Source organism: Streptomyces sp. SGAir0957 (assembly GCF_043523415.1).
Window position 1 is genome coordinate 5,669,425 of sequence record NZ_CP027293.1, and the last position, 15,502, is coordinate 5,684,926.

Sequence of the window (15,502 nt, forward strand, 5' to 3'; positions counted from 1 at the left end):
TGCCATGGGCTGCTCCGGCATCTGGCGGAAGTCGTCCTACTCCGGCGGCGGAGACGGCAACAACTGTGTCGAGATCGCCGTCTTCCCCACTCACATGGGCATCCGCGACTCGAAGAACCCGGGGCGCGACACCCTGACCATCCCCCACGGCGCCTTCACCGCGCTCCTCGAAGACCTCAAGGTCATACCTCCTGCCAGCGCTGAAGCAAGCCCCATGTGAACTCGGCCCGTACCCGGCGCGGCGTACCGGAGACGTCGTCCGGGGCCATGAACTCCAACCCCCAGCGCGTCGGCGCCGAGCCCTCCAGGGGGCGGGCCGGGGCGAACGCTCGGGTCGCCTCGTCGACCGTGCAGGACCACGGGGTCAGGTCGGCCAGGGTGTGGAGGGGCGGCGGCGGGACGCCCGGCGTGCGGATCAGCCACTCGTTCCAGACCGAGCCGGTCGGGGCCAGGAGGACCTCGAAGCGGAGGTCGGGCCAGAGGGGGACAGGCCAGAGCAGGGCCTCGCAGGTCAGGTCGCCGATCTTGCGTACGAGGCGTTGTTCGGGGGCGCCCAGGACCGAGCGGTACTGGGATACCCCGGAACGCCCGCCCCGGGCATGCCGCATCGCCTGCCAGCGGCGATTCGCCTCACGCATGTCGGCCACGGAGACGCCGAGGTCAGCGCGGGCCGTTTCCACCCGTTCCGGGTTGTGATCGGCCATGCGGCGCAGCAGGACCAGTTGGAAGTCGAGGGGCGTGAACGGGTCAGCGGCTGGCATGTTCTCCATGGTTGCGCACCGGTCCAGGTCCCGGGCGACGCCCTTCCGGCAGGAACAGGACCGAGTTCACGTAGCGCGGGCGGCGTGCCGTCGGGGTGAGGGCGCGGCGGAGGAGTCCTTGCGAGGCGATGTGGGACGTGGCGCGCTGGTGGGCCTGGAGGTCGAAGCCGGAGAGGGGGAGCCAGTGGGTGGCGGGGAGGACCCAGCCCTCGTAGCCCTGCGCGCGTAGGTGGGCCACTACCGGGGCGACCGGCTGGATGCGGGTCTCCAGCTCGACGAAGAGGGCCGGGCGGTCGCGGCGCAGCAGTTCATCGGCGCCTCGCAGGACGGGCAGCTCCGCTCCGTCCACGTCTATTTTGATGAAGTCGACCTCGCGCAGCGACAACGCGTCCAGCGTGACGCACGGCACCGTGTGCGGGATCCGCGCGTGCAGGCCCTCCCTGCGGACCAGCGACGAGACACCGCGTTCACCGCGTTCGTCGTCGGGGGGCTGCCACAGCGGCGCGGCTCCGGGGCGGTCGCTGGCGGCGGCGCGGACGACCCGGACGTTCGGCGGTGCCGATGCGGCCAGCGTACGGGCCAGGTGCGGGACCGGTTCGAGAGTGACCACGCGTCTCGCGCGGGTCGCCAAGCGGTGGGTCCACGGGCCGTACCAGCCGCCCACGTCGATCGCCGTGCCGCACCGGCCGCGCGGGGCGGGCAGCATGTCTGCGAGGCGGGCCAGTTCCGGTTCGAAGCGCGGGTAGAGGGCTCTCGCCGTCGCGGCGGTCAGGCGGGGCGGGAGGTACGGGCCGAGGCGGGCCGCGAGCGTGGTCATGTCTGAAGGTCCTTCAAGAGCCGCTCGTGCTCGTCCTCCGGTACCTGCTCGCCCGACGACGGCAGCAGTTGCGGGATGCCGTCGACGATCGGGTAGCGGCGGTGCAGGCGCGGGTTGTAGAGCGCGGACCCGTCGGGGAGCAGCGCCAGCGGGCCCTTGTCGAGGGGGCAGACGAGGATGCGCAGGAGCGGGTCGTCAGGGCTCATGCGGTTCTTCGGGTTCGTGGGGCACATGAGGCAGCAACTCTCTCGGGGGTGGGGTGGATGGAGTGACGACGGGCTGCGGGTCGTGTTTGGGCATCAGCAGGAGCACGGCCACCGCGAGCGCCGTCCCCGCCACCCGCAGACCGAGCCGCAGTGGCTCCGACGGCAGTGACTCGCCGAACGCCACCGTGCCGAGAACCGCCGTGAACACGCAGGTCACCGTCGTGCACACCGGCACGATCAGCGACGCCCGGCAGCGTTGCAGCGCCGCCTGCGACATCACCAACCCGAACGCGCCCGTGCACAGCAGCAGGTACGGGTACGGAGTGCGGAACAGTGCCGGGAGGTGCGGAAGGGCTCCGGAGACGCCCTTGATCGCCAGGGAGCTGACCCCGTAGAGCAGCCCCACCGCCACGCCGTACTCGACGCCCGACGTCGGCTGCCGGTGCCGGTGCCGGTGCCCCGCCCTGCGTTCCGCCGCCGCGTACAGGTAGAGGCCCGCCGCGAGCGACGGGAGGCTGACCGTCAGGATCAGCGGAGCCGGGGCGCCGCCGCCGACCGTGTCCTGGCCGTGGCCGGTGTCGCGCAGGGAGAGCACCACCATGAGCAGCGCGAGCAGGATGCCCGCGATGGCGTACCGCTCCCGGACGGACGTGCGTTCGCCGAGCATCCGGGAGGAGAGCAGCAGGAGGAGCACCAGGCCCGCGATGAAGATGCCCTGCGCCGCCGCGATCGGCAGGGTCCGGTACACCACCAGCTGGGCGCCGAACCCCGAGGCCAGGGCGATCGAACCGGCCAGCCACAACGGGCTCGTCACCACGTGGCGGAGCAACTGCGCCGGGCGGCGCACGCTGACCTCCGGGAGGCGGGTGAGGGCCCGCTTCTCCAGGACGAAGCCGACGCTGTACAGCGTGTTGGCGAGCAGGGCCGCGCCGACTCCCCATGCCACGGCGGGCATCGCGCCTCACGTCCTTCGGGCGTGCAGGAGGAGGATCGAGGCGAGCGACGGGGCCCCGCAGGCCAGACGGTCCAGCGGGCGCAGGGCGCGGGGCACACCGTGGAAGGGGGCGCCCGTCACCCGTACGACCCCGAAGCCCGACGCCGCGACGAACGCGCACAACGCGCGCCGCGTGTACAGGCGCAGGTGGCCCACCACCTCGCTGCCGGGGCGGCCGTGCACCGCGCGCAGGCTCACCTCCGAGAAGACGGGCTGCACGCCGGCCAGGAGCAGCGCCCGGTTGTACCAGGCGGCGAGGTTCGGGGTGGACAGCATCAGATGGCCGCCGGGGCGCAGGACCCGGCGGAGTTCGTCGAGGGCGGCGTCGGGGTCGACGAGGTGTTCCAGGACTTCGGAGAAGAGGACCGCGTCCGCCGCTCCGGTCGCGAAAGGCAGGCCGCCGCCCGTCAGTTCGCCCCGTACGACATCGGGCAGCCGCCTTGCCGCGCGGCGCAGGGCGTCCTGGGACCAGTCGACGCCGATCAGGTGGTGTCCCGGCAGCAGGCGGGCCGCCGTCGCCGCCGCGCTGCCGTCACCGCAGCCCACGTCCAGGACGGTGGCGCCGTGGGTGCCCGAGAGGGCGGCGGCCAGGGCGCGGGTCTGGCGCAGGGTGCGAGGCGCACCCGAGGCCACGGGGACGGCCGGGTTCTCGTAGAAGTCCCGGAGGCCGTCCAGCGGGGGCGGCATCGTCGTCGTCATGCTTCCTCCTGTGTCGCGTGGAGGTGGTGCTCGAACAGGTCGCGCAGGCGCACTCCGTCGCCGTGGCTCAGGAGCGTGCGCGACCAGCGCAGGGCCAGGTGCAGACGGCCCGCCGTGGACGCCGTCGTGACGGTCAGGCCGCGCGGCATACGGGCCGGTGCCGAGAACCAGACGGCGCTGGCCCGGCCGCCGTCGCCGAAGTCCAGGGGGTAGGGGACCCGGCCGATGTTGCTGAGCAGCGTCGTCGAGGTCCAGGGGGCGGCTGCCGTACGCAGGGCGCGGGTGGCGGCGGCGCGCCACGCCACGGGGGCGTAGGGGGCGGTCAACAGGGCTGCGCCGTGGCCGAGTTGGGGGCGTACGAGGGATCTCAGGGCGGCGGTGCGGTCGGCCGTGAGGCGGAGGAGGGTCGGGGTGGGGAGCTGCAACTCTGCGGCGGTCAGCGGGACTTCGACCAAGCGGGTTCCATTGCCGATCGGCATCGTCGCGTCCCTCGGACGGTCGTCGACCGGCATCGTGATGCGCAGGGGGCGGCGGGGCCGCAGTGCGCCGTGTTCGTCGTTCCAGTCCGCGACCGTACGGGCCGTCACCACCATGAGCTGGTCGTTCACCGTGTACGGGGCGCCCTTCGGGCGGCGCGGCACCGCCAGCTCGCAGACCAGCATGCCGTTGCCGGGGCGCGGCTCGGGCTTGCCCGGGGCGACCCGCGCCGGGCACGCCCAGGAAGGCGGCAGGTCGGGCAGGGGCGGTCTGCGCGTCGGCGGTGCGGGCGGGGGCGGTGGGCTGTTGTCCCGGCCGCCGTACAGGTCCGCCGCCGTCGCCAGGACGCGGAGGCAGGCCGGGCCGTCCAGCGCGGTGTGGTTGATGGTGAGGAAGAGGACCGAGTTGCCGGTCTCGGGGTGCGGTACGCACTCCAGGCGTACGGGTGGGGACGCGGTCAGCGGCGGGGCCTCGGTCAGGGCCCGGGTGCGGGCCCGCTTCAGCGCGTTCGGGCCCGGCTCGGGGAATGACACCGGGGGGACGTCCGGGGTGTCCGTCAGCTCCCACGTGTAGCGGCGCGTGTACCAGTGGCGGGGGGACTCGCGCATGAGGATGCGGGGGTGTCTGCGCAGGGCCCGGTCGAAGGCGGTGGTCAGTCGGGGCGGGTCCAGGTGGCCGGTGAGGTGTACCTCTATGTGGACCGTTTCGGGTTCGTCGTGTTGTTCGCAGTGGCGGGCGATCTCGTCGACGGTCGGGAAGGGGTGTGTTTCTCTGGCGCCCGGGCCCGGGGTTGTCGTGGCCGTCATGGCTGGGGCCCCGCTTTCTTGGCACTCTGGGCAATGGTGGCCGTCCCGGGGCTCCGCCCCGGACCCCGCTCCTCAAACGCCGGAGGGGCTGGAGGAGCGGGGCTCTGCTCCGGATTCCGTTCCTCGGGCGCCGGAGGAACTGGGCTCTGCTCCGGGTTTCGTTCCTCGGGCGCCGGAGGAACTGGGCTCTGCTCCGGGTTTCGTTCCTCGGGCGCTGGTGGGGCTGGGCTCTGCTCCGGATTTCGTTGCTCAGGCGCTGGAGGGGCTTGGGTTGTCACCAGCGCCGCGAACAACGCCAGGAGCGCCAGCACCTGCGCCGCCCCGCTGAACGCCCCCTCCCCGTCCCGCACCGGAACCCCCGCTCCCGTCGCCGCCACCGCGCCCGCCGCCGTCATCGCCAGGAACGCGAGCGGTACGAGGAGTGCGTGGCGTTTCCAGGCGAGGAGGGCCAGGGCGGGGACCAGGGCCGCCCAGGGGCCCGCGATCACGACGGCGACGGCCGTGAGGGACAGCGTGCCGAGGATCCGGCCGGGCGGGGGCGGAGGCTCGGGCTGTTCCTCGGGGTCGGTGGGCTCGCGGCGCCACAGGGCCAGGGCGATGAGCAGGACCAGCGCCGCCGCGCTGACGATCAGGCCCACGTCGTAGCTGGTCCCGGGCTGGTAGGACAGCTTGACCGTGCCCGCCGCCCCCTCCGGGATCAGCCACGCCTGCTGCCAGCCGTCGAGGCGGAGGCTGGAGAGCTTCTTGCCGTCGAGGGTCGCCCGCCAGCCGTCGTTGGCGTTCTCGTACGTCGTCAGGTACGCGGCCTGGCCCGCGCTCACCCGCACCGCGCGGTGGTCGCCGAGCCAGTCCTCGACGGTGAGGTCGCGCGCGGCGGGCGGGACGGCGTCCGTGTCGGCGCCCGCGCGGGTCAGCGTGACGCTGGTCGGCGCGAGGGGTCCCGCCGTGTCCGTGCCGAGGGTGTGCGGTCCGGCGTCGAGGGTGAGCCGGTCGCACAGGGTCAGGGTGACGGGGCGGCGCTCGGTGAGGTCCGCGAGGGTGCCGCGGGCCGACGTGCGGTGGCGGACGCCGTCGATCGTGACCGCCGGGCCCTCGCCGCAGGGCAGGCTGAACGGCCGCTCGGGTGTGGGCTGCCGTACCCGGTACGTGTCGAGCGAGGGGATGTACGCCTCGGTGAGGCCCACGGGGAGCTGGAGGTCCTCGTCCGCGACCGGGTTGTGCAGTGTCAGCGGGGCGGTCTCGGTGATGGTGATGTTGAGGCGGTCGGTGGTGATGGGGTCGAAGTCGGCGACCCCGTTCTCGTCCACGCCGGCGACCGCGGCGCCGTCGGGGGAGCTGATCTCGATTCTCTCGGGGCGGCTGGACAGGCCGCCGGCGGCGGGCAGGACCAGCTGGGAGACAGGCTGCTTGTCGGGCCAGCGGAGATGGATCGTCGGTTCATCGCCCGCGATCCAGGCGGTGGTGAGGTCCCCGTCCGTGAGGTTGCGGGCCGTGGTGTTGGGGCCGATCCGGGCCGTGGAGTCGGCGGTGGCCGTGATGGCGCGGCGCTGGTCGGGGGCGATGGAGTAGAGGAGTTCGTCGAGGGCCTCCGTCGGGGCCGGGACCGCCGTCGCCTCGAACGTGTAGGGCGCGGCGGTGGACGTGGTGAAGGCGCGGTGGATCGACGGGGCCAGGTCGGTGAGGGTGAGGGAGCCGTCGCCGGTCGCCCGGCGGAACGTGTACCGGTCGGCTTCGTCGGAGTCCGTCGGCATCTGCAACGCGCGCACGACCCGTACGCCGGGAACGCTGATCTCGGCGAAGCCCGCGCCGGTCAGGGAGGGGCGCCGGGCCTGCGTGTCCAGGATCTCGACCCGCAGCCATTTCGCCTCCCCCGCGGGCGCTCCGACGCGTTGGCGCTTGCCGTTCGGGAGGATGTCGGACGTCGTGCTGCCCTTGTCCGTCTCGATCCGGACGCGGGTGGGCGCCGCCCGCACCTGTTCCTGCGGGAGCGGTGTCACGCGGAGCGTCGGCGGGACACGGGTGGGGCGGGTGAAGTCGACGCGGACCCATGCGGCGTCCGCCGCGTCCGGGGTGCCCGCGGTCCACGCGGTGTCCGGGTCGCCGTCGAACGCGTTCACCGGGTCGAACTGCGGGAGGTGGAGGAGCCAGTTGCCGCTGGAGGACGCGGTGACCGAGCGGGCCCCCTCGATCCGGGCGGTGGTCTGATGGGTGAGGCCCCGGGTGGGGAGGATCTGCTTCGGTTTCTCGCCCGGGTTCTGTTCGGCGTAGGGGCTGTTGCGCTCCGTCGGCGTGTACGGGTACGAGGTGTTGGTGTTGACCAGGCCGAACCGGGTGTCGGCGCGGCGCAGACCGTCGACGGCCATGCGGGCGGCGGGCGTTCCGGTGCCGGGGTGGTTGTCGCCGGCCAGGACCGCCGGGCGGTTGCGGAGCGCCGGGTCCGAGGAGAGCGGCAGCAGGGCCTCCGGGCCGCCGCTGACCTCCACCGTGGCGTCGGCCGGGAACAGGCCCGCCTGCCGGGGGCGGCGGGCGTCGGCGGCGGGCGCGTAGATCTCGACCGCCCGGGAGCGCGGGTAGACGCCCTCGACCTGGACCGGGGTGTTCTCGGCGATCCGGCCGCCGGTGACGGCCGGGCCGAAGCCGGTGACGCGGTGGTAGCCGGACTCGGTCAGCGCCCGTTTGACCGTGGCGGTGGGGACGTAGCCGAACTGGTCCGGGTCCAGGTCGTTGCGGACCACCACGTAGTAGAGGCCGTTGCGCGACAAGTAGTCCTGCAGGCCGGGGACTTCACCGCCCGACATGAGCGCCTGCTCGATCGCGTCCAGGGCGCGGCGGTTGCCCGGCGTCCCGAACGGGACGTAGTCGCGCTGTGCCCAGCGGGAGTCCGCGAGCACGTCGAGCGGCTGGTCGATGGGGGAGCCCCAGGTGTAGATGCCGTGCGCGGTGGCCGGGACGACGAGGGCGCGCGAGTCGGGGGAGTACGTGTGCAGCCAGTCCGCCGTCGTCTGCCAGTACGTGGGCAGCTTCCGGAACGAGCCGGGCTGGAGGATCGAGCCGTTCAGGTACGGCCAGGCGAGGCCCGGCAGGATCAGGACCGCGACGACGAGGGGCGCGAACCGGCGCCCGCGCAGGGGTCTGGCGCCGCGCGTCCGCGTGGCGACGCCCACGAGGTGCGCGAGGCCGATGACCAGGGCCAGGGCGAGGCCCGTCTGGAACTTGTAGATGTTGCGGAACGGGGCCAGGCCGCCGTCCAGCCACGACTGGACCGTGGCGTGGAAGGGGGCGCCCGCCGCGCCCCCGTACCCGGCGAGCGTGACGAGCGCGGCCGCCATCACGGTGAGCAGCAGCCAGCGGCGCTCCGGCAGATCGCGGCGGGCGAGCCCCGCGAGGCCGAACGCCGCCGCGAGCGCCGAGCAGACGATCACGACGGCGGAGGTCGCCACGGTCCAGCCCGCCGGCAGCCACGCCTCGCCGAGACGCAGATAGGCGACCCAGTTGCCCGCGCCGCGCAGACTCTCCGTCGCCGCCATGGTGTCGGTCGTGGTCCGCGCGTCCTCGATGTAGGGCAGGAAGTTCTCCCCGTACACGCCGAGGAGGAGGAGCGGGACCGTCCACCAGAGGGTCGCCGCCACCATCGAAGGGAACCACCAGGCGATCTGCCGCCGCTTGCGCGGGGACGGGGCGCGGGAGAGGAGGTAGAGGCCCACCGGGAGGAGCGAGGCGAGGGTCGCCGCCGCGTTCACCCCGCCCATGAACGGGATGAGGAGCGCCGAGTGGACCGCCGAGACGCGCGGGGACTTACGGGGGTTGGTCAGCGGGAGCAGGACCCACGGCAGGAACGCGCCGGGCAGCGCCGCCGCCGACGTCGAGCCGATGACGATCGTGTACGTCGGCCACAGCGCGTACACCACCGCCGCCAGGAGACGGCCGCGCGAGGAGCCGGCGCCGAGCCGCTCCATGAGTCTGAGGGCGCCCCAGAACGCGGCCGTCACGACGAGCGACATCCACAGGCGTTCGGCCAGCCAGACCGGCAGGCGCACCAGGTCCGCGAGGCCGTAGTACGGCAGCATCGGGAACGCGTAGCCGATGTACTGGTCCGTGATGCCGCCGAACCCGGCGCGGTCGTGCCACAGCTGGCCCAGGTCCCCGATGAACCGCCACGGGTCGAGGACGACGCCGAGCTTCGTCTCGAACGTCGTCCGGCCCGGGTGCACCGCGCAGAACAGGACGAACAGCACGGCCCAGAAGGACAGCAGCCAGCGGCGCGAGCGCGGGCCCGGCCCGGGGTCCGGGTGCGCCGGCGCGGCGGGTGGGGCCAAGGCCGTGGTCGTCATGAGGGGCACCGCCGGAGGATGAGGAGGAGGTTCCAGGTGACGAACTCGCGCACCCCCGGCACCCGCGCGACCGCCTCGGTGAGGAACGGCCAGTAGCGGGAGCGCGCGGTGACGACCGTCACGTCGTCGCGGGCGCGGACGTGGCGCAGCGTCGGGCCGACGTGGTGGACGAAGAGGTTCACGCCGAGGGTGTGCTTGGGGGCCCGGCCTGTGCGGCGCCGGTAGCGGGCCTGCGCCCGGCGGGCGCCGAGGTAGTGCCAGGGCGCCCACTCGTGGCCGCCCCAGGGGGAGAGCCAGTTGGTGAACGAGACGTAGATGAGGCCGCCGGGGCGGGTGACGCGGACGAGTTCGCCGAGGAAGGTGTCGCGGTCGGCGACGTGCTCCAGGACGTTCGAGGAGAACGTGACGTCCGCCGCCGCGTCGGCGAGCGGCAGCAGATAGCCGTCGGCGACGACCGTGCACGGCGGCGGGTCGGGGCCGAACTCGCGCGGGTCGGGCTCGAAGAGGATGCCCTGGGCGCCGCGCTCCCGGAACTCCCGCGTGAAGTACCCGCTGCCGCCGCCCACATCCACGACGATCTTCCCCGCGACCTTCCCGTACGCCTCGACCTGGTCGGCGGCGTCCCGGGCGAGCAGCGCGTAGCAGGCCGCCGGGTCCTCCCGCTCGTGCAGGAAGGCCCGCAGCAGCGTGAGGGACCGGACCGGCGACGGGTCCCGGAACCCGGTCGGCGTCATGGCCCCGCGCCCCCGCACCGGCGTTCAGCCACGGCCTCTCACCGCCTCCGCCGCCACCGCCCTGAACTGGCGGACCGTCTGCGTCCAGCGGTAGGCGGAGGCGCGCTCCTCCGCCTCCTTGCCCATCAGTTCGCGGCGGTGGGTGGAGAGGGCGAGGGTGCACCAGGCCGCCGCGAAGGAGGACGGGCTGTCGGCGAGGAGGCCGGTGGCGCCGTTCTCGACGGAGTCGCGGACGCCGGGCACGTCGAAGCCGACCGCGGGGGTGCCGCGCGCCGCCGCCTCGGTGACGACCAGGCCCCACCCCTCGACCGCCGAGGGGTGCAGGAGCAGCCACGCCTCGCAGAGCAGCCGGTGCTTCTCGGCCTCGGACACGTGGCCGGTGAACTCGGTGCCGGGGCCCGCGAGGCGGCGCAGGCGCGCGCCCTCCGGGCCGTCGCCGACGATCACGAGCCGCCCGCCGGTGACCGGCCGCACCCGCTCCCACAGGCGCAGGAGCAGATCGATCCGCTTGTACTCGACGAGGCGGCCCATCGCCAGGAACAGCGGGTCGGGGGAGCGGTCGGCGCGTGGCCCCGGCTCCTCGACGCCGTTCGGGACGAGCCGGATACGGTCCTGGTCGACGCCGAGGGTGTGCAGGGCGTGCGCCGTGGAGGGGGAGACGGTGACGAGCAGGTTGCGGCGCTGGGCGCCGGACAGCGCCCACTGTTCGAGTCTTCGGCCGACGTGCGCGGCGGGCGCGAGAGGGCCGCGCAGGCGCATCCGCCACAGGTCCGTGTGGACGTGGTTGACCAGGCAGAGCGTGGGCCCGTGGTGCCAGAGCGGTGTCAGGTACGGCATGCCGTTGCAGACCTCGACCAGGAGGTCGCAGTCGCCCACCTGGCGGGCGAAGGCCGAGCGGGCCCGCAGGTAGTGGGCGGTCTGTCCGCCCGCCGACACCACCCGGTAGTCGCGGAAGGCGCCGTACCCGGCCGGTCCGCCGCACAACAGCGTCACCTGGTGGCCGAGCCCGGTGAGCCCGTCGGCGAGGCGGTCCACGAGCAGTTCGGAGCCGCCCGCCGCCGGGTTGCCGAGGTCGCGGTGGGCGAGGAAGACGATGCGGCGCGGTACGTGCTGGGGCATGGGTGCTCCAACTCGTCTCAAGATGCGTGCGTCCGCGAGCGCGTACGTCCTTGGGCCCGTACGTCTCCGAACGCGTGCGGGGGGACGCTCGGCGGGGTGCGGTCGGCCGAGCGGGGCCGTACTTGTCCGTTGCACAAGAACTTGCCGGTTGCACAGGTGGCGTTCGACGGGTTGCACAAGTGGGGTTCGACAGTTTTCGCCGCGCTGTGCGCCGCGGCTACTCACGCGCGTGACAAGTTTGACCCCGATCCGAGCTGACATGCCGTCACATCATGTTTTTCTCCAGCGCTGTCGGCGACGCGCCGGGTCCGGGCCGTCCCGGTTGTCCGTCCGGCTCACGCCTGCCCCTGCCGCCCCGTACGACGAACACCGCCCCGGCCACCACGAGGAACGCGCCCAGCGCTCCCGCCACGACGGGCAGCACGGTGCCGACCAGGCGCAGGAGGTCGTTGTCGTCCCGGGCGAGCGCCACCTGGGCCCGCTGCGTCCGTGGGGTGAAGGCGATCTTCCGGCTGTCCAGGAGCACCGCCGCGTCCCGCGCCGTGCCGGGCGCGCGCAGCGTCAGGCGGGGGCCGACGGCCGCGTAGACGACCCGGCCGGTGCGCGGGTCCGCGACCAGGTCGACGCGGTGATTGGCGTACCACTCCTCGGCGAGCACCTGCCCCTTGTCGGGCTGCCCGACGATGCGCCCCGGCACCTGCCGCGAACCGGTCCTGGTGGCGGCGACGCTGCCCGTGAACCGGTAGCCCTTGTGGCCCTGGATCCGCGCCTCACCGCTGTAGCGGAGCGGCACGGTCGCGCCGAGCGTGTTGTCCCACCAGGTGTAGGTGCGTTTCTCGACGCGGAAGGGGAACTTCAGGTAGGCCTCGCCCGCGAACTCCGGATCCTCGCCGCAGCAGTGCACCGGGGCGTTGGTCGCGCGGTCGGTGACCCAGCGCTCCTTGGTCCACTGCAGCGCGTCGTGCGGATCGGCGGCGGGCAGCGTTCCGTCGGTGTCGACGGACGTCACCACGTCCCACACGGCCCGGCCGCTGCGTTCGCTCTCGGCGACGTCGCCGCGGACCTGCCGGGTGATCGTCAGCCGCCGGTCGCCGACGGTTCTGATCCGGTCGGTGTCGAAGTAACTGCCGGTCCCGGTGAACACGGTCGTCACGTCGGTGTCGATGCTGGTGCGCTCGGCGCGCGGCTCCACGTACCAGGCGAGCATCCCCGCGAGGACGAGCAGGAACGTGCCGAGACCCACACAGACGAAGGGTGACTTCGCGGGAGGGTTCTTCGGGCTCTTCATGGGCCGGGAACCGTAGACGCGCCTTGACGGAGTGTCAATCACACGTCAAAACTGGGGAGTTGACGGTACGCACAGGGTGGGGACCCGGCCATCGACGAAGGGCTGACCCTGCGATGAACCGACTGCTCGCCGCCGCGCTCACCGCGGCCGCCGGAGCGGCGCTCGCCGTCGCCGCCTCCTTCGGCGCGCTCGCGCTGATCAACGCGACACCGGACCAGCCCAACACCCCGCTGGTGACCTACGAGACCCCCGAAACCCCCGGTCAAGGGCGCTGACCCGTGCCGGCCGCCACCCGCTCCGCCTGGTGCGACGTACCGCGCCTGCAGGTCAAACAGTTCGCCGCGCTCGCCATGGAGGAGGCGCCCCGGCTCGCCCAGGACATCTTCGACGAGATCCGCCGCGAGTTCCCCCACCTGCCGCTCGTCCACGACGCGTCCGGCGAACCCCTCGCCCTGGTCGGCATCCGTCGCGCCATCGAGGGCTTCGTACGCCGCCTCGCCGACGTCTCGCCCACCGGCACGGGACCTGCCCCGGACGGCCGCCCGCCCTCCGTCTTCCAGGAGTTCGGCCGCGGCCAGAGCCTGCACGGCCGCAGCCTCGACTCCCTCCAGGCCATGTACCGGCTCGGCGTGAAACTCGCCTGGCGCCGCCTCGCCGACCTCGGCACCCGCCTGCGCATCCCGCCCCCGGCCATGTACGAACTCGCCGAAGCGGGCTACGAGTACCTCGACGGCCTCGTCGACCAGTCGGTCCGCGGCTACGCCGAGGCCGCCGCACGGCAGGCCGGAGAACGTCTCCGCCTGGAGCGCAAGCTCATGGACCTCATGCTCGAAGGGCGGACCGCGGCGCCGCCCGACCCCGTCGAGGCGCTCACCGAACGCGCCGCCCGCATCGGCTGGCCGGTGCCCGAGCGCGTCGCCGTCGGCGTCCTCGTGCGCCCCGCCCGTGACGCCGTCGCCCCGGCCGTCGGCCCCGACGTACTGCTCGACATGGAGACCGAACGGCCCCGCCTCGTCGTCCCGGACCCCGACGCGGCCGGCCGCCCCGACCTGCTGCGCCGCGCCCTCACCGGCTGGAGCGGCGCGATCGGACCGCCCGTCGCCCCGCCCGCCGCCGCGAAGTCGCTGCGCTGGGCCGAGTCCGCGGTGGCCCTGATGGAGCGCGGGCTGCTCCCGGCCGACGAGGTCCTGCACTGCACCGAGCACACCCAGGCCCTCGTCCTGCTCCAGCCCGAGGAACTCGTCGACGACCTCACCCGGCGCGCCCTCGCCCCGCTCGCCCACTGCGGGCCGACGCACGCCCGGCGCCTCGCGGAGACGCTGCTCGCCTGGCTGGAGACGCGCGGCGGCGCCCCCGAGGTCGCCGCCCGCCTGGGCGTCCACCCGCAGACGGTCCGCTACCGCCTGCGCCAGATCCGTGAACTGTGGGGCGCCGAGGTCGACGACCCGGACCGCCGCTTCGAACTGGAACTGGTGCTCAGGGCCCGGCGCCTGCGCGGCGAACTGGGCGCCTGAGGCGGCCTCCGACCCCTATTGCCCGGCCCGACGGGCTATGCGTAGCCTATGTTCGCGATACCGACCGACAGTTGAAATGTCGAACACGTGGAACTTGCCGAGCATGGGAGGGGGCCGGTCGTGGGACGTCTCGTACCCGCCGTGACACGGGCTCTGGACATACTGGAGCTCTTCCTGGACGGGGACGGCACGCTGTCCGCACCCGACATCGTCCGCAAGCTACAGCTGCCCCGCACCACGGTCCACGAGCTGGTGACGACGCTCGCCGCCCGCTCGTACATCGTGCAGGTCCCGGGCCAGCCCGGCCGCTACCGCCTCGGCGTCCGCCCCTACCAGCTCGGCAGCCGGTACGCGGAACAGCTCGACCTCGCGGCCGAGGGCCAGCAGGTCGCCCGCAGCGTCGCCGAGACCTGCGACGAGACGGTGCACGTGGCGATCCTGGAGGGCACCGACGTCATCTACATCGCCAAGGTCGACTCCACCCACGCCGTGCGCATGGTCTCCGCCGCCGGCCGCAGGCTGCCCGCGCACTGCACCTCGGTCGGCAAGATGCTCCTCGCCTCCCTGCCCGAGGCCGAGCTGGCGGCCCGTATCCCGGCCGACGCCGAGCTGATCGCCATGACGGAGAACAGCATCACGGAACCGGCCGCCCTCCTCGCCCACCTGGCCGAGATCCGCCGCCGCGGCATCGCCGTCGAGAGCCGCGAGTCCAACACGGACGTGTCGTGCGTCGCCGCCCCCGTCCGCGACCGCACCAACCGGGTCGTCGCCGCGCTCTCCATCTCCGTACCGATGATCCGCTGGAGCGACGACCGCCTGGACGAACTCACCCAGCTCGCCGCCAAGGGCGCCGCCGACCTGTCGGAGCGGCTCGGCCACCGGGGCACGATATGAGCGCCGTCGAGGTGGCCGTACGGGAGTCGGCGCTGCTCGGCGAGGGCCCGACCTGGGACGCGGAGGGCGACCGGCTGATCTGGGTCGACATACTCGGCTCGCGCGTCCACACCTACGAGCCGGAGAGCGGCCGCCGTACGGTCATGGCCACCGAGCAGCACGTGGGCGCGGCGAAACCGCGCGCGGGCGGCGGCCTGGTGGTCAACCTCCGCGACGGCGTGGGGAGTTACGCCCCCGACGGCACCTTCACATGGCTGCACCGCGAGCCGGTCGCCGGACGACGCGGCAACGACGCGGCCGTCGCCCCGGACGGCGCGCTGTGGGCGGGCTCGATGGCGTACGACGAGACGCCCGGCGCGGGCAACCTGATCCGCGTGGCGGCGGACGGGACGACGGTGACCACCGTCCTCGACGATGTGACCGTCTCCAACGGCACCGGCTGGAGCCCCGACGGCACGCTCATGTACTACGTGGACACGCCGACGTGCCGCATCGACGTCTTCGACGTGACCGGCGAAGGCGTCGTCGGGCGCCGGGAGTTGGCGACGATCGAAGAGGGCGCGGGCTTCCCCGACGGCCTGACCGTCGACGCCGAGGGCTGTATCTGGGTGGCCCTGTGGGACGGCGCGGCCCTGCGCCGCTACACGCCGACCGGCGCCCTGGACCGTGTGGTGCGGCTCCCGGTCCAGCGCCCGACGGCGTGCGCGTTCGGGGGCCGCGACATGACGGACCTGTACGTGACGACGGCAAGGGTGGGCCTGAACACCCCGTCACCGCTGGCGGGTTCACTGCTGGTGCTGAGAGGAGCGGGCCAGGGAGTGTCCCAGCCTCCCTTCGGACAGCCCCGCTAGGGGCGCGGGGA

Annotated in this window: 15 protein-coding genes; 5 read left to right on the forward strand and 10 right to left on the reverse strand. The window is 73.5% G+C overall.

What is annotated here, in order from left to right; translation table 11 throughout:
- The first annotated feature begins 4 nt into the window (after positions 1-4).
- Positions 5-220: a DUF397 domain-containing protein gene (locus tag C1N81_RS30250; RefSeq protein ID WP_394434384.1), complete on the forward strand. Its 216-nt coding sequence runs from the start codon at positions 5-7 to the stop codon at positions 218-220.
- On the opposite strand, the gene C1N81_RS30255 is transcribed toward C1N81_RS30250, so the two are convergent.
- From C1N81_RS30255 to C1N81_RS30300, 10 genes are all read right to left on the reverse strand, one after another.
- Entirely contained in the window at positions 183-761 is a 579-nt protein-coding gene (locus C1N81_RS30255; RefSeq protein ID WP_394434386.1) for a hypothetical protein, read from the reverse strand. The genes C1N81_RS30250 and C1N81_RS30255 overlap by 38 nt on opposite strands.
- Positions 748-1,578, reverse strand: coding sequence for an FkbM family methyltransferase (locus C1N81_RS30260; RefSeq protein WP_394434388.1), 831 nt, complete (start codon positions 1,576-1,578; stop codon positions 748-750). Before C1N81_RS30260 ends, C1N81_RS30255 begins: the two co-directional genes overlap by 14 nt.
- Positions 1,575-1,784, reverse strand: coding sequence for a Trm112 family protein (locus C1N81_RS30265; protein ID WP_394434390.1), 210 nt, complete (start codon positions 1,782-1,784; stop codon positions 1,575-1,577). The genes C1N81_RS30260 and C1N81_RS30265 overlap by 4 nt, the downstream gene beginning before the upstream one ends.
- Positions 1,774-2,739 carry a DMT family transporter gene (locus C1N81_RS30270; RefSeq protein WP_394434392.1) on the reverse strand — a complete coding sequence of 322 codons (966 nt, stop codon included), beginning with the start codon at positions 2,737-2,739 and terminating at the stop codon, positions 1,774-1,776. Before C1N81_RS30270 ends, C1N81_RS30265 begins: the two co-directional genes overlap by 11 nt.
- A 6-nt stretch (positions 2,740-2,745) precedes the next feature.
- The gene (locus tag C1N81_RS30275; RefSeq protein ID WP_394434394.1) at positions 2,746-3,477 is read right to left on the reverse strand and encodes a class I SAM-dependent methyltransferase; all 732 of its coding nucleotides are present in this window, start codon (positions 3,475-3,477) and stop codon (positions 2,746-2,748) included.
- Positions 3,474-4,760 (reverse strand): condensation protein, encoded by a 1,287-nt coding sequence (locus C1N81_RS30280; protein ID WP_394434396.1) that lies wholly within the window; start codon positions 4,758-4,760, stop codon positions 3,474-3,476. The genes C1N81_RS30275 and C1N81_RS30280 overlap by 4 nt, the downstream gene beginning before the upstream one ends.
- Positions 4,757-9,091 (reverse strand): alpha-(1->3)-arabinofuranosyltransferase, encoded by a 4,335-nt coding sequence (locus tag C1N81_RS30285; RefSeq protein WP_394434398.1) that lies wholly within the window; start codon positions 9,089-9,091, stop codon positions 4,757-4,759. The genes C1N81_RS30280 and C1N81_RS30285 overlap by 4 nt, the downstream gene beginning before the upstream one ends.
- A complete protein-coding gene (locus C1N81_RS30290; protein ID WP_394434400.1) occupies positions 9,088-9,825 on the reverse strand; it encodes a class I SAM-dependent methyltransferase in 738 nt (245 codons plus the stop codon). The genes C1N81_RS30285 and C1N81_RS30290 overlap by 4 nt, the downstream gene beginning before the upstream one ends.
- Before the next feature lie 24 nt (positions 9,826-9,849).
- The gene (locus C1N81_RS30295; RefSeq protein WP_394434402.1) at positions 9,850-10,944 is read right to left on the reverse strand and encodes a glycosyltransferase family 4 protein; all 1,095 of its coding nucleotides are present in this window, start codon (positions 10,942-10,944) and stop codon (positions 9,850-9,852) included.
- Positions 10,945-11,209: 265 nt separating this feature from the next.
- Positions 11,210-12,232, reverse strand: a complete 1,023-nt coding sequence (locus C1N81_RS30300) for a DUF3068 domain-containing protein (protein ID WP_394434404.1) — start codon at positions 12,230-12,232, stop codon at positions 11,210-11,212.
- A 113-nt stretch (positions 12,233-12,345) separates the two neighbouring features.
- Between C1N81_RS30300 and C1N81_RS30305 the strand changes: the two genes are divergently transcribed.
- From C1N81_RS30305 to C1N81_RS30320, 4 genes are all read left to right on the forward strand, one after another.
- Positions 12,346-12,507 carry a hypothetical protein gene (locus C1N81_RS30305; RefSeq protein ID WP_394434405.1) on the forward strand — a complete coding sequence of 54 codons (162 nt, stop codon included), beginning with the start codon at positions 12,346-12,348 and terminating at the stop codon, positions 12,505-12,507.
- 3 nt (positions 12,508-12,510) lie between these two features.
- On the forward strand, positions 12,511-13,746 hold the full coding sequence (locus tag C1N81_RS30310) for a helix-turn-helix domain-containing protein (RefSeq protein ID WP_394434407.1): 1,236 nt from the start codon (positions 12,511-12,513) through the stop codon (positions 13,744-13,746).
- Positions 13,747-13,866: 120 nt separating this feature from the next.
- The gene (locus C1N81_RS30315; RefSeq protein WP_394434408.1) at positions 13,867-14,640 is read left to right on the forward strand and encodes an IclR family transcriptional regulator; all 774 of its coding nucleotides are present in this window, start codon (positions 13,867-13,869) and stop codon (positions 14,638-14,640) included.
- Positions 14,637-15,491 (forward strand): SMP-30/gluconolactonase/LRE family protein, encoded by an 855-nt coding sequence (locus C1N81_RS30320; protein WP_394434409.1) that lies wholly within the window; start codon positions 14,637-14,639, stop codon positions 15,489-15,491. Before C1N81_RS30315 ends, C1N81_RS30320 begins: the two co-directional genes overlap by 4 nt.
- Positions 15,492-15,502 lie beyond the last annotated feature (11 nt).